An 18896-nucleotide genomic window follows, 5' to 3' on the forward strand; every position below is an offset into this window, starting at 1 on the left:
CCCGCCGGAAATCCCAGCAGGCACGTTCCGCTGCGCAGTCTTTGGTTGTTACAAATGTACGCCTCGGACGCCTACGCTAGCGGTTCCATAAATGACGGGCTGGTAGAGGAAACAGATGAAGAACTTCCAGCCCTGTTGGCCCAAATGCTGTGCAAAAACGTCGAGGACCGTCTGCGCCGTGATTTAAGTGTTGGCTTCACTCGGACTACTGGGACGCTGTACCGCGTGCGGGGCAAGATTGATGTTGACGCAACTGCCAGGAAAATGTTGCTTGAACAGGGTAAAGTCCGGTGTCAATTCAATGATCTCACTTTTGATAACCAGATCAATCGCTTCATCCTCCGGGCCCTCATGCACAGCGAAAAGCTCCTGACATTCTTAGGTGAGAAAGCAATTGCAGGCCGATGCCGCCGCCTCAGCCGCGTACTCATCAACGCCGGCGTCCGCCAGGAAAGAAATGCCTCTGCACCGGCCGTGCGGCTGGCACCGGAGGACCGCAAGCCGGTCAATACCGCCAGGCTGCTGCTAGATCTTCTGATTCCTTCTCGTGGCGCCGGAATGACGGTTTTCAAGCGTGTCGAAATGTCTGAGGACCATTTGCGCCGACTATTTGAAAAAGCCCTGTTAGGACTTTACGCGCTGCACTTGGAGCCCTTAGGTTGGAAGGTCCGCCCGCCAATGGAAATGCGTTGGCCGGTGGAAGTTGGTTCAACCGCGCGGATTCCTGTCATGCGCACCGACATAGTGTTGCAGTCCCCGCATGGAGGCAGCGTCATTCTTGACGCCAAGTTTGCGAACATGGCTACTGCGGCCGGTAATCATCATGCCAATAAACTTAAAGCCCCTCACCTCTACCAGATCTTTTCCTACGTGCTGAGTTTTGCGAGCATCCATCCGGAATCCCCGGTATCTGGTGCAGTGCTCTACGCGGCCCTGGGGCAGGCGCAAGATTTTCCTCCCGTGCAGACCTTCACTAGTCATGGACACCACTTCGCGTTCGGTGCGCTTGATTTAGAGGCCAGCCCGCGAGATATCCGTACCGCAGCTCTGGATTTCGCCATTGCTGCGGACCGCTCCGTGGGTTCCGTGTCCGGTCATCCTGGTAGGTTGGAAACCGGTTCACGAACATACTTTCTAAGTGTGTGAGTGGCTTCCCCGTCGGGGCGTGGCCTGAGGCTCGCGCGTTGTACGTGGGGGCTTGTGCCGCGTCCTATTGGGCGGGGGAAATGCCCTACGACCGACAGGAGGTGGTTTGGTGGGTAGGCACTCGCTAAACCGGCCCGGTCGCAAGAAGAACCCTGCTGCCAGCACCAATAATTCCAAAATTGTTCTGGCAAGCAGGGTCATCATCCTTGCGACTGCAATAGCGAATCTCATTGAGCTGTTAGTATCTAAGCTCTAAATTCGCTACAGAGCCTTTTGAGGCTCGATAGCTCCATCCGGTAGCAGCCGGGTGGGGCTATTTTTATCCAACAGGCTAGGCCTGCTGTTGGTGCCCATCCTAGCACCGGGTACGGATACCGCAACCCCCGATCCTCGAAACTTCCACTGGATTTCGTGTGGTCTGCCCATGTTCGCACGGCCTGGTAGGTTGGGAACTGGTTCACGAACATACTTTCTAAGTATGTGAGTGGCTTCCCCGTCGGGGCGTGGCCGGAGGCTCGCGCGTTGTACGTGGGGGCTTTCAAACCGCGACCTGGTGGGCGGGGGAGGGTCCCATGACTGATGGGAGGTGGTCTGGTGGGTAGGCACTCGCTGAACCGGCCCGGTCGCAAGAAGAACCCTGCTGCCAGCCACAATGGTAAGAAAATTGAACTGGCAGGCAGGGTCGTAATACTTGCGACTGCAATAGTGAAGGTCATTGAGCTCATTGTAGATAAGCTCTAGCTTCACTAAAGAGCCTTTTTGAGGCTCGATAGCTCCATCCGGCTGCAACCCCGGGTGGGGCTATTTTTATCCAACAGGCTGAGCCTGCTGTTGGTGCCCATCCTAGCATCGGAGACGGATACCGCAACCCCTAATTCCCAGAAATTCCGGCGCTTTGGGTGCCGCATACCCGTGTCCGCACTGGCTGGTAGGTTAGAAACTGGTTCACGAACATACTTTCTAAGCGTGTGAGTGGCTTCCCCGTCGGGGCGTGGCCGGAGGCTCGCGCGTTGTACGTGGGGGCTTTCAAACCGCGACCTGGTGGGCGGGGGAGGGTCCGATGACTGATTGTGGGTGTTTGACTTTCTTGATTGTGGTAGGTAGTTTCAGTTGTGACAGTTAAATCAGATATGGCTCGCGCGGCCTGGGTTAAGAAAAGGCGGGATGCGAAAATGCACACTCTCTCTAGCCAGAAACTCACACCTGAACACCTTGATGAGATCCACGGAATAGCGGAGTCTAAAGTTTCTCCCTGCGTGCGTGACCTACTGTTAAGCATTGTTGATTCTTCGCGCAACGGTGATGAGATAATCGCCGTTAATAGCGATGAGTTTCTCACTCCTAACGAGGCTGCTAAGCGAATTGGAATGAGCCGCACTCATCTGTATAAGCTCCTCGATAGCGGTGAGATTCCTAGTGATCGCGTTGGAAAGCACCGGCGCATACGTTTCCATGATTTAATCAAGTTTGAAAAGGAGCGTGACAAGGATCGACTTGAACTCGCGGAGCAGTTCGCCCGGCGGCGTGAAACTGCTATTTCCGCTGATCGGGAAATTGCAGAGCTGCTCTAAATGAGCCCCCATTAACTCTGTTGATTCCCCATTTGACACTATTAGATTATGTATAGTCGCCATGCTCGCCCCACATTACGCCTTTTGCGTGAGGACCTAACCTCTGGATGGGAATCACCTCATACTCAACGAGCACTGGCGGAAGGCAGGTTGCATGACTTGCATCCCCTTAGTGAACTTCCTCATCCTATTATCCGGAAGGCGTTGGAATCATTCGGGGAAGATTCAAGGCAAGACAACTTTGTGCAACCAATTGCCAGCTCGGTAAAGCTGCGTATTCTTGAAATTAAGCAATCGCAGTGGCGTGGCGGGGTATGGCAAGATCCTGAGAATGATGTCTGTTGGCTCATTGTTGCAGGTTTGGCAAAGGGAGACCATCAGGACAAGGATGATTTTTACAAGAGGGTGGGTGCCGCAAACGATAGTGGTAGCTACTCCCAGTGGTTACCCAGTGAAGAAGACCGATGCTTACTGAAGATTGAAACGGCAGCACGCGTGCGTACCGAATGGGAGCTGAACATCCAGGCTCAAGTTCTAACCGCCTTAAAGCAAGTGCACTCTGGTGGAGATTATCGAATTCGTATAGATCATCCGGTCCCAGGAAAAGGTGTTTTCGCAATTATTGACATTTCAGTAACACGGGAGAAAGATAATTCTTCTACTATCGAAACTGATGATATCCTCGTCAAGTTTTCTCCCGAGAAGAGCTATGCCAGTTCGAACCTCTGGTGGAGTCTTATTACCCGAGTTCTTATTTCGATTGAGCCTCCAGAGCAAGGTTGGGACCGTTTTCGGCACACATTTTCAAATATGGGGGAACCTGGATCTTGGACAAAAAGAATAGAGTCCCTCTCGGTTTTAGTAAATGAGAACCTGTTGGCGCAGTCTGAGCCCGGGATCCATAGTCATTACGCACACCGAAAGCACTTAGCTGGCAAGACGATTGCGGGTGAAGCTATTCGATCTCTATGTGGGGCATATTTTGTACCAACCCAGGATCATGAGTCGTTGCCTAAATGCCCCACTTGTGAGGAAAAGTTTGACAACCTTCCCGAACGGTAGGCTTTGTATCAACTTCTACGGTGGTTACTGAAGTGGCCTCTGTTTTGTTCCTAGCCATTTCCCTGGTTTCAAGGTTGCTCTGATGGGCGGAACTTGGTGCTTTACCGGGCATACCCATGAATCACGGGTTTAGGAACTTTGACAACCACCGAATCCGGGTCTTCGGTGCTGCCGGAAAGGCCCGCTGGGAAATGCTTGACTCCTCCATCCCAGCACTGGGTCGAATGCCGCAACCCCCCAAATTCCAGAAATGCTTGCGCTTTGCATGCCGCAACTTCCGATTGCTTAGGCGAACTGGGCTGTGCGCAGAGCTGTGTCCGGGCATCCCGGTAGATTGGCAAGCGGTTCACGAACATACTTTCTAAGCGGGTAAGTGGCTTCCCAATGTGGCGTGGCCGGAGGCTCGCGCGTTGTACGTGGGGGCTTTCAAACCGCGCCTCTAGTAGGCGGGGGAAATGCCCTACGACCGACAGGAGGTGGTTTGGTGGGTAAGCACTCGCTGAACCGGCCCGGTCGCAAGAAGAACCCTGCTGCCAGCGAAAATTCCAAAATCGAACTGGCAAGCAGGGTCATAATCCTTGCGACTGCAATAGTGAAGGTCATTGAGCTTGTACTAGATAAGCTCTAACTTCGCTAAAGAGCCTTTTGAGGCTCGATAGCTCCATCCGGTAGCAGCCGGGTGGGGCTATTTTTATCCAACAGGCTAGGCCTGCTGTTGGTGCCCATCCTAGCACCGGGTACGGATACCGCAACCCCCAATCCCCGATATTTTCGCTGGACTGCCGGCGGCCTACTCGTGTTCGCACGTGATGGTAGGTTGGAAAGTGGTTCACGAACATACTTTCTAAGTGTGTGAGTGGCTTCCCTGTCGGGGCGTGGCCTGAGGCTCGCGCGTTGTACGTGGGGGCTTTCATACCGCGCCCTGGTGGGCGGGGGAAATGCCCTACGACCGACAGGAGGTGGTTTGGTGGGTAAGCACTCATTAAACCGACCCGGTCGCAAGAAGAACCCTGCTGCCAGCAACAATGCTAAGAAAATTGAACTGGCAAGCAGGGTCACACAACTTGTGACCGAACTGCTGAAGCTAATCGACCAGATTCTTCAGTAGAGGGCTTCGGCTCGATAGCTCCATCCGGTAGCAGCCGGGTGGAGCTATTTTTATCCAACAGGCTAGGCCTGCTGTTGGTGCCCATCCTAGCACCGGAGACGGATACCGCAACCCTCAATTCTTGAAACTTCTACTGGATTTCGTGTGGCCTGCCCGTGTTCGCACGGCCTGGTAGGTTGGAAAGTGGTTCACGAACATACTTTCTAAAAGGTGTGTAAGTGGCTTCCCCGTCGGGGCGTGGCCTGAGGCTCGCGCGTTGTACGTGGGGGCTTTCATACCGCGCCCTGGTGGGCGGGGGAAATGCCCTACGACCGACAGGAGGTGGTTTGGTGGGTAAGCACACGCTGAACCGGCCCGGTCGCAAGAAGAACCCTGCTGCCAGTGAAAATTCCAAAATCGAACTGGCAAGCAGGGTCATAATCCTTGCGACTGCAATAGTGAAGGTGATTGAGCTTGTACTAGATAAGCTCTAACTTCGCTATAGAGCCTTTCTGAGGCTCGATAGCTCCATCCGGCGGCAACCGGGTGGGGCTATTTTTATCCAACAGGCTGGGCCTGCTGTTGGTGCCTATCCTAGCACTGGGGGCGGATACCGCAACCCTCAATTTTTACAACTGCTCTGTGCAAATGGTTACCAGGAAGCGCTCCAAGTTCAGCGGGCAGATGGTGCAAATTGTTTAGGTGTAGGTCATTCTCTGGTTTCGCGCCAAACTACATATTTCAAAAATATGCTGATTGCTAAAAGATGTCTGCATACAGCAGCTCCGTTGGCTTACTCCAGTGTGAACCTCCGGCTGATGGTGCTCGGGGCAAGGCATTCCAGGGGCTCGAATGCTATTCCGCGTTGGAGATTTCTATGAATTGCCTGATTGGAGTAAGAACGCAGGCGGGCATAGCACGAGGTATCAATGTCGCACTCGCAAGTGGCTACACGCTTCAGTGCCGCCTCGAGGACCTTGGGAAACCCGTCTACCGCCTTGCTGGTAACGCCGGCACCGCCGGGGGCTGAATTCGATATGTCACAACCATTCGAATTCGGGGACGTATTAGGCTAAAACCCATGCTGTTTTTCACCCCGCCCAGGTCACCGGCCAAGATAGCACCGGGCGTTGCCCACCTGCCCGGGTGGTTGGGTTTGGACCAGCAGCGCCAGCTGGTGGAGGAGATGCGCGACCTGGCGGCTAAATACGCCGGCACGCCCATGGCCATGTACCGGCCCAAGCTGAAGTCCGGGTGGATGAGCGTGCACCAGTTTCACCTGGGGCGGTACTGGGATTACCGCAACTACCGCTACCAGGACGTGATTGACGGGGTGCGTGTGCCGCCTATGACGGAAAGTCTCACTTCCCTGGCCGGTACCGCGCTTGCGGCTGCGCGCCGGATAGCCCCGGAGCTAGATTCCCACCTCATCCCGGAGATGGCCCTTATCAACTACTACCCGCCGGGCGCGGCCATGGGCATGCACTTAGATGACTTCGAGGAAGCGAACAAGCCGGTCATCTCCCTATCCATTGGTGATGAAGCAATTTTCCGGATGGGCAATACTGAAAACCGTAACAAGCCCTGGCGGGATGTGCTGGTGGCATCGGGGGATTTAGTGGTCTTCGGCGGGCCCGCACGCTACGCCTATCACGGTATTGTGAAGGTCACACCGGGCACGCTGCCGGAAGGCTGCGGGCTAGACCAGGGGCGTATCAACATAACCATAAGGCAGGTAAAGAAATGACTAGGACAGCAGTGGTGACCGGGGCATCTTCCGGGATCGGGGAGGCCACGGCCCGGGCGCTGGCTAAAGATGGCTGGCATGTGGTGGTCGCGGCGCGCCGGGCGGAGCGGTTGGAGAAGCTGGCCGCGGAAATCGGCGGTACAGCCATTGAGCTAGACGTCACCTCCGATGCTTCCGTGGCCCAGCTCGCAGACCTTCCCCGCGTAGATCTGCTGGTCAACAACGCCGGCGGCGCGAAGGGCCTAGAACCCCTCGCGGAGACCACAGTGGAAGATTGGCAGTGGATGTACGACGTTAACGTGCTGGGCACCCTGCGCGTGACCCAGGCACTGCTGCCCAAGCTGGAGGCCGCGCCGGATAATAGTGGGCTGATTATCAACATGGGTTCCATTGCCGGCTGGGAAGTCTACGCCGGGGGCTCCGGGTACAACGCCGCCAAGCACGGGGTGCGGGTGATTTCCCGGGCGCTGCGGATTGAAAACCACAACGTGCGGGTAACGGAGCTAGACCCCGGGCGCGTGGCCACGGAGGAGTTCTCCGTCAATCGCTTCCGCGGGGACGCGGCTAAGGCCGCCAGCGTCTACGATGGCCAGCTCAACCTGGTGGCCGAGGACGTCGCGGAAGCCGCACGCTGGGTGGCCAGCCTGCCCGCCCACGTCAACATTGATGTGATGACCATCAAACCCCGCACGCAGTCCTAGACCCTGGCATTACCTGGCCCGTCCCCAACGAAGGCGCCGGTCAGTCGCGCGTCAAGATTTCCAGCGCCCGGTGGTTGATGTCGGTTCGCAGGTATGGCTGCGTCAGTGTAAGTTTGGTCATCCTTTGCGTGGCGCAGATGGCGCCGGCCCCCTGAGTAGTTTGTGCCGTCCGTCTCTTCAAGGTTTTCAGGTCGTCAATGAGGACCTGCGCCGCGACGGCCGCATGGCAAACCCCTCGAATTCTGAAAAGTAACTATTACTCCCGGGCACCATCTGAGATAGCCACGGAATAAACACATCCGCCCAATATGTCGATTTTTACCCGAAAAATCGACATATGGCAGGAACGTGTCGATTGATTAAACATGTCGTTGGGATGTGTCGGTTTTGGGAACGTAATTCGACATGTTTTGGGGATGCGTCGATTGCTTAAACATATGGGTCCTCTGCCCACGCGCCCGGGCGGACGGTGGCGTGACGCGGTATCCTGGGGCCATGATTTTCACTACGACAAACAACGTTGAAGGTTATGAGGTCTCCGAGTACATCCGCGTTATCGCGGGGGAGACGGTGACCGGCATTAACTTCTTGAAGGATATTGGCGCGACCTTCCGGTCTATCACCGGTGGGCGTTCTGCCGGCTATGAAGAAGAAGCAGTGCGCGCGCGGGAGACCGCATTGAATGAGCTGTGGAACCGCGGCCAGGAGCTTGGTGCTGACGCCGTCATTGGCATCAACTTCGACTATTCGCCCATGGGTGCAAACAATGACATGCTCATGGTCACCGCCACCGGCACTGCGGTCAAGCTGCGCCATAAGCAGTAGGCCAAGCAGTAGTCCCAGCGGTAGACCCCACGCAGTAGACTAAGCCACATGTTAGAAATCGCGATTAAAGGCAGCTCCATCAAGTTGGGGCAGTTCCTCAAGCTAGCCAGCCTGGTAGCCACCGGCGGTGAGGCCAAGGAGATGATTGCCGCTGGCGTTGTCACCGTCAACGGTGAGACCGTCACCGCCCGCGGCCAGGCCGTTAAGGTGGGGGACAAGGTCTGCGTGCAGGGCACTTGCGCGCAGGTCATCGGCGCGGCTGATGGGGAGGATGACTACTTTGATGAAGCTACCGCCAATGACGGCTTTGACCCGGAGAAGTGGCGCAACGTTAAGTTCTAACGGCGCGCCGGGCTAGCCTGGCCATCACCAACAGTGAACTCCCTAATGTCCAGTCTTCCGGCTGGGCATTAGGGAGTTCTTCCTATGCTGTCTTCACAGGTGGCAATGGATAGAGGGCATCACGCGCCGGGGCGAGTTTGAGTGGGAACTTCGAGCCCCAGGTGTTCGCGCAGCCTAGAGCCCGTGTACTCGGTACGGAAGCGGCCACGGCGCTGCAGCTCCGGGATGACGTGGTCAACAAAGGCTTCCACGTCCTGCGGCAGGGCGGGCGGCATTAGGTTGAAACCGTCTGCCGCGCCGGCGTCAATCCAGCGCTCGATGTCATCAGCGATAGTTTCCGGGGTTCCCAGCATGGTGCAGTGCCCGCCCCCGGCGGCCAGCCGTCCCAGCAGCTCACGTACCGTGGGTTGCTCGGTTTCGATGATCCGCAAAATGGTCGCGTAGCGCCCTTTGGGCCCGGTGAAATCCTCCAATGGCGGGAGCTTAGGCACCGGGGCGTCCAGCTCCCACTGGGAGGCGTCCTGCCCCACGAAGGTACTTAGCTGCCTAAGCGAGCTGGTGGTGGGCAACAACACATCCAGTTCACGCTGGCGCGCGCGGGCTTCTTCCATGGTGGATCCCACATAGGTCACCAACCCGGGCATGATGGCCACGGAGTCCGGGTTGCGCCCCGCAGCCGCTATCCGCCGGCGCACGTCCATGCGGTATTCCTGGCCGGATTCCACGTCATAGGCCACCGCATAGATGGCCTCCGCGCGGCGCCCGGCTAGGTTGCGGCCGGGTTCGGAAGCGCCCGCCTGGAATAGCACGGGATGCCCCTGCGGTGGACGCGGGACATTCAGCGGCCCGGCCACAGCGAAGTGCTCACCGTGGTGGTGGAGCTCAGTGAGCTGGGAGCCGTCAATGTAGCGCCCGGGGGCTTCGCGTTCAATCACGATTGACTCGCGCGGCCAGGAGTCCCATAACCGCAGCACCACGTCCACGAATTCCTCCGCCCGGGCGTAGCGGGTGGCATGATCCGGCATTTTCTCCATGCCGTGATTCTGGGCCTCCGCGTCAAACATGGAGGTCACCACGTTCCAGCCAATGCGCCCGCCGGAGATGTGATCCAAGCTGGCCAGCATACGCGCGGCGTGGAACGGGGTGTAGAAGGTAGCGGAGACCGTTGACACCAGGCCAATATGCGTGGTGGCTTGGCTAAGTGCAGACAGCAGGGTGAGTGGCTCCAGGTGCCATAAGGGGCCATCGGCGGCAATGCCGGGGCTAAGCGAATGCCCGTCAGCGAAGAAGATGGCGTCAAACAAGCCGCGTTCGGCTGTGCGCGCCAAGTCCTGGTAATACGCCAAGTCCACCAGGTTTTCGGCGGGCGAGTCCGGTGCGCGCCACGCCGCGCTGTGGTGGCCGGCCGCGTGAATGAACAGGTTAAAGTGTGCTTGTTTGACGCCCATGGATTAATCCCGCACCAGTCCGCCGTCAACGATGAGGTTCTGGCCGGTCACGCCACGCGCCCAAGGGGAGGCGAAGAAGACCACGGTATCGGCCAGCTGCTCTGGCGTGGTGACCGCGCCCAGCGGGGTGCCTGCGGCAATGGCGTCGAAGACTTCTTCCGGGGTGGCCGCGGAGGCATCGGTAGTGCGGAGCAAACCGCCAGAAACCATGTTGACCGTGATTCCCGCCGGGCCCAAATCACCGGCGAAGGTGCGGGTCAGTGACAGTAGCGCCGCCTTGGAGGCGGTGTAATCATGGTAGGGAACAACCGGGTTCTGGAAGAGGTTGGTGCCAATGTTGATAACGCGACCAAAGGAGGCGTCCTTCATGCCGGGCAGCGCGGCCTGAATGATGTTGAGGGGGCCCTGGATGGATCCGGAGAACTGTGCGGCCAGCTCCTCATAGGAGATAACATCTGCGTGGGAACGGGCGTCACCGTTGAAGGCAAAGTCCACCAAAGCGTTGTTGACCACGGTAGTAACCGGGGTGCCAAAGTGCTGCGCGGCCTGCGCGAACATCTCATCCACCTGCGCGCGGTCGCGGATATCAGCCTTGATGGCCACGGCGTTATCCGGGTACTCACCCGCAAGCTGCTGGGCCAGGTCCTTGGACTGGTAGTAGTTGATGACTACCTTTGCCCCCTGGGACAAGAAGGCGCGGGAGATTGCCGCGCCTAGGCCACGGGCACCGCCGGTGACTAGGACAATCTGCTCATTAAGGGCAAGGACAGGGTTGGTCATGTGTGGGCCTTTCGGTTCAAAAGGCGAAAGGAACACCACGCGTAAGTGGCCCGTGGAAAAACCACAGCACTACGCCAGCTACCCGCACCACCTGCCAGGCAGGAGGAAAAGCCGTGGACATTCCCTTCGCCAGTGCTAACTGGATCAGGTTCAACGGGTGTCATCTCAGCCGCATAAGGCGCAATGGCGGGAATATCCCAACCATCACTGGGGCGGCACCCCGTGTCACTGGCCAGCCTAGCACGTTAGGCGAGCCTAAGAAGGCGGCCAGGGAACCAGCCGTTAGAAAACAGCACGGACAAGGACCGTCAATACGTACACCTCGTGCAGCAATCTCACGCTCGAACATCAGGTGCTCATCAAACAGTTTCCTGATAGCTCCAATTTTCTGGGCGAATTCAACATCGAAAATCAGGTTGCTTCCGGTGCTAGCAAGTTGAACTGAAACTGATACAACTTTGGGGCGTGATTTCCAGGAGGCGGGGGTTGACATTAGTGGTAGGCTCGGTGAAAACCGTTTAGTATCGCCAGGCTCTAATGAAAATCAAAGCGATTAGGATCCAACGAACTGGTAAAAGAAAGGGCACTAATCATGGGTATGTCGCAAGCTACCTTCCGGACTAATTTGCCACCTGCTTTGCAAAAGTATGAAGACCGCCGCTTTGAAGCCGTCGCTTCGCTTATGAATTTTGAAGTCAAAGAAAATTTTAAAGAAGAAGTTATGGAACTTCTGCAACGCCTTAAAGCTGCAGAACTTTCTTAGGATACTAGGGGGGTATCGTGGTAGGGCAGAAAGTTGACCAGCTGCTTTCCGCGTCGGAATACGCGGCTATTCAGAAAGTAGCCAGCAGGTCTCATATCGTGCTCTATTGCGGATCTGGTGTCACTATTGATCTGACAGGCATGGGGTGGGGTGCTCTTAATGCCAAGTTAGCCGAAGCTATCGATGACCAGAATGGTCTGGATTCGATTCTCAAGAAGGACACTAGTGGGTTTGACCAGAATCAGAAGGCCTCTGTAGTCTTTGAGCTTCTGGTTTCCAGCTTGGAAGGGGAAGATCGGGAGCGCTTCCACCCAAGATGAAGGGTTTGGAGATCAGGAAGAGAGTGAAGCCGATGAGGAAAGTCGAGCTTTTGCGGTGCAGTATGTAACCGAAAAAATCATTAGTTTTTTAGCCGAAGAACGGGAAAGCTGAGCTCCTTGGGGCTTACGACAATCCATGGCTTTTGTTTCGCAGAACGTAAACAGGTCTTTTAGTTGGAACTGTTCATATTCTGTACGCATGATGGGGCATCTGGAGCAACGCTCATCCGGATGTCGTTGCTTCGGTTTCTGTGAGAAAGCTCTACGATGACTCCTTCAAAAACTATGGATCGAGCGGCTGGTCCGATTCTGGTTGGGAACGGTGCCCGTTTTTCTAGCGCGACTAAGCATCGCGGCTTTTCGACCGGGTAGCACCGGTGCGTAGTGCAAAAGGCCAGGGCAGTTTGACTGCCCTGGCCTTTCTTCCGTTTTTAGTGCGTTGGCGTCCCGGTGCCGCCGTGTGCTGTCTGCTCTTGGCGGGCTAGGCGGCGGGCTTGTATCCACACCCAGGCGGTGGCGGGGTAGAGGATGAGCGCGGAGAGCGTGGCGGTGGCGGTGGTGACTGCGATGTGGTCGGCGTTGTAGTTCCACAGGAAGTGGGTGATGAAACCGGCGGCAAACCAGCCTAGGGCGAAGGTGAGGCGGCGCCGCGTTGTCCAGCCGGTGGCAAAGAGTGCCCAGCCAATGCCCCAGCCGGCCAGGCCGGTGAAGAAGATGTGTAGGAAGGGTCCTAAGAACAGCCGTTGTAGCCAGGTTATCCAAAACCCGGTCCAGTCGGAGATGGGGTCTGCTAGCGCGCCGAAGCTGGCGTAGAAGATGTTTTCATTGACCTGGAATCCTAGGCCCACCATCATGCCCACTATAAGCCCGTGCCAGGGGCGGTTGAGGTGGGAAAAGGACATGCACACGAGGATGACGCCCAGCGCTTTGGAGATTTCTTCCGGGTAGGCTCCGCCAAAGGAGTATTGGGCCTGGTGCCAGCCGGAGTGGGTGACTAGTTCGGAGATCCCCTCGGTGGTGGCGTAGGCCAGTAGGGCGCACATGCCGCTGCCCCACAGCAGTGCGGCGAGCACCCAGCCAAAGTTCTTGCCGCCGCGCGGCCAGAGGCTGGAGCGGGAAAGCACGGCAATGACCACGGCGGTGTAGACAGCGGTGACCGCGATGCTTATCGCATAAAGTTCGGGGGTTAGCAGCAGGCCAGGGATGTGGGTTAGTCCCAGCATGAGGGCGCCCAGGAGGGCGGAAAGAATCAGGGTGTAGCGGTAGGGTGCGCTCATGATTGCTCCTTCGAGGTTTCTGAGACATCGCCAAACTTGCCGATGCCCCCCAGTGCCGCCGCCGGAATCTCCCGCCCGGTAGCAGCCTGCCAGATGTGTGTGCTCAGCTCAGCTACCTGGGTGCTGGGCCCGGCAAGGACTACGGCGTAGACCTCTTGGGGGTTGGCGGGGCCGCCGGTGATGGAGAATCCGGCTAGGTTGGCCGCCGGGTCGGTGCGGAAGCTGGTTGTGTCATCGGTGACGGGTTCCTGGTCGGTGAGGTATTCCTCCGCGCTGGGCGCATTTATGGACTGCTGAACCGCCGTCATGCGCATCATGCGGCGCAGGAAGAGGTCCGGGTCTTTTATCTCTGGGTAGCCGTGGTGGGTTACCTCCACGCCGCCGCACATCCAGCCGCCGGCGCCTTCTGCTTCTGGATTGGGCTCACACTTTAGGCCGTCCACGTCCACGGTGAAGTCCAGGGCGTCAAAAACCACCGGCTTGTTGGGGAGTACGGGGTCTGGGGTGAGTCCTGCTAGTGCGGCGGGGCCGCCTAGGAGCAGGGCCGCGCTGGCCATAACCGCAGGAAAGTGGCTACGCCGGGTGCGCGGTTGTGCAGGATTTTTAAGCATGGGAACAAAGTCTAAACCCAAGAAGTCTGTACAACTAAAAGCCCAGGATTCAGGCTGTGCCAGAACGCTTGGAATAAGCCTGCCGGGACTCACGTTGTCATGAATATGACACATCAACAAAACCCAGAAACTTTGAAATTCGGACTTGATACCTTCGGTGATGTCCATGACGGCGGGCATGTCGCGGGGCTAAAGAACGTGGTGGCGCAAGCCAAGCTGGCGGACCAGGTAGGCCTGGACTCCTTCAATGTGGGGGAGCACCACCGTGATGATTACGCTATTAGCGCCCCGGATACCGTGCTGGCTCACCTAGCTGGCGTGACGGACAATATCCACCTGGGCACGGCGGTCATCGTGCTGAGCTCCGATGACCCGGTGCGTGTCTACGAGCGCTTTTCCACCCTGCAGGCGCTGTCTGATAACCGCGCGGAGCTAACCATTGGCCGGGGCTCTTTCACTGAGTCCTTCCCGCTATTTGGCTATGACCTGAGCAATTACGAAGAACTCTTCGAGGAAAAAGTAGCCATGCTCGCTGAGCTGGTTAATAACCGGCCGGTTACCTGGCACGGCAAGCACACCCAGAGCCTGGAAAACCAAGAGCTGTGGCCTCCCATGGATGGTTCTACACTGCCGGTATTTGTAGCCGTTGGCGGTTCCCCGGAGTCCGTGGTCCGCGCGGCTAAGTATGACTTTGGTTTGCGGGTTGCGATCATCGGCGGCGCGGTTAGCCGGTTTGCACCGTTGACCGAACTCTACCGCCTCGCCCAGGAGGAGTTTGGCCACCAGCCGGGCAAATCCATCGGTTGGCACAGCCCGGGACTGATTGCAGATTCTGACGATGCCGCCTATGAGGCCTTCTATGACCAGCACATGCAGCACTTGCAGCGCCTGGGCCGCGAACGCGGTTGGCAGCCAATGACCCGCGACCGCTTTGACGCGGAGGTCCGCGACGGGGCACTGTTTGTGGGCTCCCCGGAGACGGTAGCGCGCAAGATTGCCCACGGGTTCACAGCCCTGGGGGCGGATACCTTTGATCTTAAGATCGGCTCTGGCACCCACGCGGCGGAGATGAAATCCATTGAGCTCTACGGCACCAAGGTTGTGCCATTGGTGCGGGAGATGGTGGCCGCGCAGTAGGTGACGCGCGGCCCGGGGAGGGTGGTCCCGGGCTCTTCACCGCCTTGCTGGTGCCAGGCTAGCGGCTAGAAAGGCAGCTTGATCTGGGGGCTAAGCCAGCCGGCTACCGCCGCCACCAACCCCAAGATGGCGGAGATGATGGCAATGATCATCCCCGTCTCAGTTTCCGCCTTGTACTTCTTGTGCTCGGCCTGGCTTTGCTGCAGCTGCTGCTCTAATTTCTTAGCCAGCTCCCGGTTCTCCCGGGCGTTATCCAACTCCGCCTGGGCCACCGCCAGGTCTTCCCTGGCTTTGGCCAGCTGGGCTTCAAGCTCCGCCGTATTATCCGGTGCTTGAGGCTGGTTGCCCTGGTTTTCCAACTGGGCTTCCAACTGCGCTTCCAGTTCGGAAATCCGTGCCTTGGCCTGCTCATATTCCCGGAGGTACTTATCAAACTCCTGCGCGCTAGGAAGCTGCTTGCCAAACACCTCCTGGCGGTTGGCTACCCGCTGGAAACTGGGGAGCAGCTGATTATAGGAGGGCTGGTAATGAGCCGTGCCCCGGGTGGCTTCATCGTATTGTTCAATGACCCCAGCTAAGTCCGCGCGGTGGATAACGGAGAGAACGTACGGCCTGCCGTCGCTAGAGCGGTAGGTAAAAGAGCCCACCGCTTGCCCGGTGTAGCCTTGCTCCGGGACCCAGGTGGGCCCGCCGGAGTCCCCGCCCTGAGTGTTGAGGTCAGTGGCGTAGATCAATTGATCAGTGACGTTTAGGACTTTCCCGCAATATATGGCGTCAGCAGTAGTGGCGCCATAGCGGCAGATCTTGTCCCCTATTTCAGGTGCGTAAGTCCTATCCCCAGAATAGAGGTTTTCACCGGCCACTATGCCCTGGTTGAGCTGGACATACGCGGTGTCGTGGAAGAAATAATCCGCAATATCCTTGTTGGACAACCGGCGGGAGTGGTTGGGATTTATGGCGGGGTAAAGGTGCTTCAACAACCCGATGGGAACGCCCGCGCCGTTGAAGACATTGGCACCCTCATAGGCACAGTGCCCAGCGGTCCATACCCGGCCGTTTTCCTTATCAATAAATCCCGCCGTGCAGTTATACCGGCCATCATGGTCCGCCACCCGGATGAGATCACCCTGGTTGACCGTGACGTCTTGGGCTTGCGCCACCGCCGGGGCAAGTAAGCCGATGGAGAGAACAAAGGTTGCGGCAAAGCGGGGGATACGCATGGTAGTTGCTACTTTCTGGTGAAAAATTGCGGTTAAATCTTTAAAGCGTGGAAGCGTCACTGGCGGTGCCGGGACACTGCGACCGCCCGGAGGTATGAAGCTAAAATTCCTTCAGGCGGTCACGGTCACGGTGCCACTCCCTAGAAACGGGGGAGGCGGAGTTGACGGAGGACATTATTAATCAGATTGGGGAAAAAGTGTGCAACGGCACCAAAAGCAGCGGCCAAGGCGGTGAGAACACCAATGACGCCTGCGGTAATTACCAACGGATTAGATGGAGACTGCGCGCTTGAGGAGTCGTCAGTTTGGCCGGGGGTCTGGCCGGGGGTTTCATCCTCTGGTGCTGGTGCTGGTGCTGGTGCTGGTGCTGGTGCTGGTGCTGGTGCTGGTGCTGGTGCTGGTGGCGGCGGCGTGGTGTCGCTTGGCGGTGCTGGCTGCGGAGCCGGATCACTTGGCGGGGTGGGGGTCTGCCCAGAATCAACGCTTAGAGCCACCGACTGATCCAAGGTGCGGTCTGTCTGGGACAGCGCGTGTGCGGCAAAGGTGCCCACGGCGTAGCTCTTGCCCGGCTCCAAGGCACCGGCCGGGATGCTCACGGTGGTGCTGAACTCCCCGCCGCGAAGCTGCGCGGGCTGTACCCATTGCTGCGCCACGGTAAAGATCTTCTGGGCCTTACGGTCCGCGGATGAGGTGGGCTGGGTACCGGGCTTCCAAGTGGCGGTGTCATAGACCACTACATAAACGCCCTGAGCCGCGCCGTCACCCACATAACCGCTGCCATTGACTGTGAGAGTGGTAGCTTCCTCCGCCTTTACCGTGGTGGGAGTAACCGCTAGCTGCGGGGCGGCGGTTTCTGCCGCTTTGAGTTTGAGCAGTGCCTTGGCCTCATACTGGTTGTCCTTGTAGGTGGCAACCGCGTACTTCTTTCGCGGGTCCAAGGTGCCCTTGGGAATATCCAACTGGTGGGTGAAATTGCCATCCTTGTCAACCGCAACGGAGGTTTCTACCAGCTTTGCAGAAGGCTTAGTCACATCCACGATGGCAACCATAACGGTATCTGTGCCGGTGTACCCGCTGCCGGTGACCGTTACCTGTGAGTCCGCGCGGGTATCAATCAGGTCCTGGGACACTTGTAGGTCAAGGGTGCGGGAGACGTTGGAACCGGTGATGGTCACGGGCTCAGAGCTTGCCGATACCGCGGAGTCACCAGCCTGGCTGTGCGCAATGACCTTTGCCGTCCACTGGCCATCAATGAAGCCATTGACCTCAACCAATGACTCTGAAGCTGGGACGGTCTTGGTCACGGTCTGCGCGCCATTGCTGAAGATAACCGAGTAGCCGGTAACGCGGGCGGCGGTGGCTGGTGCGTCCGGGTCTATCCAGGAAACCTTGATGGTACCGGGGGCATCGGCGGCCGTGGCAGTGGGCTTATTCGGTGCCGGCGGCGGGGTTTTCTTAGGTGCCGCAATGGTAACCGGATCGGAGAACACTTCTGTGGAGTATGCCGGATCCCAGCCCGTGCTCACGTCTGCTTTGACCCCCACCCGGTAGGTCCCGGGTTTAAGGTCAAGGAAATCCGTGGTCCGGTGGCCAGGTCCTTTGCCGCTAAAAGTCACCGTCTCCCACACGTTGCTGTCATTGAGGGAATATAGCGTGGCGCGGAATTCTTTGACGCGGGCATCAGTGGGTTCACCCCACCGGGCGCTAATCTTATTGCCCTCAACGGCAGCGGTAGCCCACGGCACCGGCTGCGCCTGGATATTGAGATCCTGCGCGGCATCAGCGCGGCGGTCAGTGGCAATGGCGCTACCGCCAGCAATGGTGCCTACCTGGTAGTGCACGCCTTGGTTGAGCTGCAAGGAATTTGCGGGGATCTTGATGGTCTTGGTGAAAATCCCGTCCTTAATCTCATCCGGAGCCACCTTAAAGCTCAAGGAAGACCCCTCAAACTCAGTGGCCGGGCGGTAACCGGGAACCCAGTGGCTGGTATCCCACACCACTATGTACAGGCCATCTTTCACGGCCCCGCCGGTGTAGCCGGACCCGGTGACATTGATGGTGGATTCAGTGGTGGCATCAATAGTTTGGGGGTTGACCGTCAGCGTCAGCTGGCCGGGGTCCGGCGTAACCGTCACGCTGTTAGAGTCCGCCGATGGCTGGGAAGGGCCCAGGGCGTTAGTGGCAGTAACCGTGGCGGTGTAGGTCTTGCCTTCTTCCAATCCGGTGACCGTGGCCTGCTCAACATCACCTTTGACCTGGTGGACCACCGCGCGGCCGCCGTCCGTGGGGGTCAGCGTGATGGTGCTGTGCTGGATGTCCAAGCCGCCGTTGGTGTTGCGGTACCACTGCACGTCCACGGAATTGTTTCCGGTGAGCTGCAAGGAGGGCTGGTCCGGGGCGGCAGGCACGGTCTTGTCATTGGTGGTGTTAAACACTGGCGAGAACATAGGCGCGTCCGCGCCAGAGTTGTTGGTATAAGCCGTGATTTTCAGCTTGTAATTCCCGGGCGCAATGCCGTGGAAATAGCCGTAGTTGTACACCCCGTCAAGGGAGTTTCCCACCTTCTGGTTGGTGTCCGCGTTGATGAGTTCAGCGGAGTATGCCCGGGCACCGTCTACCTTTGGCCACCAGGCGGTCAGGGCGGTACCGTCCACGCGGACCTGCACTTGCTCACCGGCGGTGGCAGTGGCAGTGGCTCGTGGGGCGTGCAGGGTGGGCGCAACGGGGGTCTCGGTGGCACCGGCAACCGGCAGAGCCAGCTGTATTTTGTCAAGCTGAAGTGATCCGTTTTGGCGCGGAAAAGTGATCCGTTTTGGCGCGTGCATGTTTTTTTATTTGGGTGTGTTTGTGGGGTTGGGG

At 57.9% G+C, this 18896-nt stretch carries 17 protein-coding genes and 1 riboswitch; of the genes, 10 read left to right on the forward strand and 7 right to left on the reverse strand.

What is annotated here, in order from left to right; all coding sequences use genetic code 11:
- Positions 1-54 precede the first annotated feature (54 nt).
- The 3 genes from F4V58_RS12255 (at position 55) to F4V58_RS12265 (ending at position 3779) form a co-directional block, all read left to right on the forward strand.
- Positions 55-1146, forward strand: coding sequence for a 5-methylcytosine restriction system specificity protein McrC (locus F4V58_RS12255; protein ID WP_169833282.1), 1092 nt, complete (start codon positions 55-57; stop codon positions 1144-1146).
- A gap of 1172 nt (positions 1147-2318) precedes the next feature.
- Entirely contained in the window at positions 2319-2717 is a 399-nt protein-coding gene (locus F4V58_RS12260) for an excisionase family DNA-binding protein (RefSeq protein WP_075732261.1), read from the forward strand.
- Between the two features lie 243 nt (positions 2718-2960).
- The gene (locus F4V58_RS12265; RefSeq protein ID WP_075732263.1) at positions 2961-3779 is read left to right on the forward strand and encodes a DUF3039 domain-containing protein; all 819 of its coding nucleotides are present in this window, start codon (positions 2961-2963) and stop codon (positions 3777-3779) included.
- 1880 nt (positions 3780-5659) lie between these two features.
- Here F4V58_RS12265 and F4V58_RS13125 read toward each other — a convergent pair.
- Complete coding sequence (locus F4V58_RS13125) at positions 5660-5905, reverse strand: DUF1998 domain-containing protein (protein ID WP_084559792.1); 246 nt, start codon at positions 5903-5905, stop codon at positions 5660-5662.
- Positions 5906-5947: 42 nt separating this feature from the next.
- Here F4V58_RS13125 and F4V58_RS12275 point away from each other — a divergent pair, with 42 nt between their 5' ends.
- The 4 genes from F4V58_RS12275 (at position 5948) to F4V58_RS12290 (ending at position 8481) form a co-directional block, all read left to right on the forward strand.
- Positions 5948-6613, forward strand: a complete 666-nt coding sequence (locus F4V58_RS12275; RefSeq protein ID WP_075732265.1) for an alpha-ketoglutarate-dependent dioxygenase AlkB family protein — start codon at positions 5948-5950, stop codon at positions 6611-6613.
- Positions 6610-7314 (forward strand): SDR family NAD(P)-dependent oxidoreductase, encoded by a 705-nt coding sequence (locus F4V58_RS12280; RefSeq protein WP_075732267.1) that lies wholly within the window; start codon positions 6610-6612, stop codon positions 7312-7314. The genes F4V58_RS12275 and F4V58_RS12280 overlap by 4 nt, the downstream gene beginning before the upstream one ends.
- A 495-nt stretch (positions 7315-7809) precedes the next feature.
- The gene (locus F4V58_RS12285; protein WP_075732269.1) at positions 7810-8139 is read left to right on the forward strand and encodes a YbjQ family protein; all 330 of its coding nucleotides are present in this window, start codon (positions 7810-7812) and stop codon (positions 8137-8139) included.
- A 48-nt stretch (positions 8140-8187) separates the two neighbouring features.
- A complete protein-coding gene (locus F4V58_RS12290; RefSeq protein WP_075732271.1) occupies positions 8188-8481 on the forward strand; it encodes an RNA-binding S4 domain-containing protein in 294 nt (97 codons plus the stop codon).
- A 119-nt stretch (positions 8482-8600) separates the two neighbouring features.
- Here F4V58_RS12290 and F4V58_RS12295 read toward each other — a convergent pair whose 3' ends face one another.
- The gene (locus tag F4V58_RS12295) at positions 8601-9929 is read right to left on the reverse strand and encodes an LLM class flavin-dependent oxidoreductase (RefSeq protein WP_075732273.1); all 1329 of its coding nucleotides are present in this window, start codon (positions 9927-9929) and stop codon (positions 8601-8603) included.
- A gap of 3 nt (positions 9930-9932) precedes the next feature.
- Positions 9933-10709, reverse strand: coding sequence for a 3-oxoacyl-ACP reductase (locus tag F4V58_RS12300; RefSeq protein ID WP_075732275.1), 777 nt, complete (start codon positions 10707-10709; stop codon positions 9933-9935).
- Positions 10710-10812: 103 nt separating this feature from the next.
- Positions 10813-10942, reverse strand: a riboswitch (TPP riboswitch).
- A gap of 365 nt (positions 10943-11307) precedes the next feature.
- On the opposite strand from F4V58_RS12300, the gene F4V58_RS12630 reads away from it, so the two are divergent.
- Positions 11308-11472: a hypothetical protein gene (locus F4V58_RS12630; RefSeq protein WP_157105744.1), complete on the forward strand. Its 165-nt coding sequence runs from the start codon at positions 11308-11310 to the stop codon at positions 11470-11472.
- 17 nt (positions 11473-11489) lie between these two features.
- Positions 11490-11792 carry a hypothetical protein gene (locus F4V58_RS12305; protein WP_075732277.1) on the forward strand — a complete coding sequence of 101 codons (303 nt, stop codon included), beginning with the start codon at positions 11490-11492 and terminating at the stop codon, positions 11790-11792.
- A 431-nt stretch (positions 11793-12223) separates the two neighbouring features.
- On the opposite strand, the gene F4V58_RS12310 is transcribed toward F4V58_RS12305, so the two are convergent.
- Positions 12224-13069, reverse strand: coding sequence for a PrsW family intramembrane metalloprotease (locus F4V58_RS12310; RefSeq protein ID WP_075732279.1), 846 nt, complete (start codon positions 13067-13069; stop codon positions 12224-12226).
- Positions 13066-13680, reverse strand: a complete 615-nt coding sequence (locus F4V58_RS12315) for a hypothetical protein (RefSeq protein ID WP_075732281.1) — start codon at positions 13678-13680, stop codon at positions 13066-13068. The genes F4V58_RS12310 and F4V58_RS12315 overlap by 4 nt, the downstream gene beginning before the upstream one ends.
- A gap of 99 nt (positions 13681-13779) precedes the next feature.
- On the opposite strand from F4V58_RS12315, the gene F4V58_RS12320 reads away from it, so the two are divergent.
- On the forward strand, positions 13780-14817 hold the full coding sequence (locus F4V58_RS12320; protein ID WP_075732283.1) for an LLM class flavin-dependent oxidoreductase: 1038 nt from the start codon (positions 13780-13782) through the stop codon (positions 14815-14817).
- Positions 14818-14882: 65 nt separating this feature from the next.
- Here the strand turns inward: F4V58_RS12320 and F4V58_RS12325 are convergent, their stop codons facing one another.
- Both F4V58_RS12325 and F4V58_RS12330 read right to left on the reverse strand, forming a co-directional pair.
- Positions 14883-16037, reverse strand: coding sequence for a hypothetical protein (locus F4V58_RS12325; protein ID WP_075732285.1), 1155 nt, complete (start codon positions 16035-16037; stop codon positions 14883-14885).
- Between the two features lie 140 nt (positions 16038-16177).
- The gene (locus tag F4V58_RS12330) at positions 16178-18862 is read right to left on the reverse strand and encodes a fibronectin type III domain-containing protein (RefSeq protein ID WP_075732287.1); all 2685 of its coding nucleotides are present in this window, start codon (positions 18860-18862) and stop codon (positions 16178-16180) included.
- Positions 18863-18896 lie beyond the last annotated feature (34 nt).

It is taken from the genome of Corynebacterium phocae (assembly GCF_008693075.1).
GTDB classification, from domain to species: Bacteria; Actinomycetota; Actinomycetes; order Mycobacteriales; family Mycobacteriaceae; genus Corynebacterium; species Corynebacterium phocae.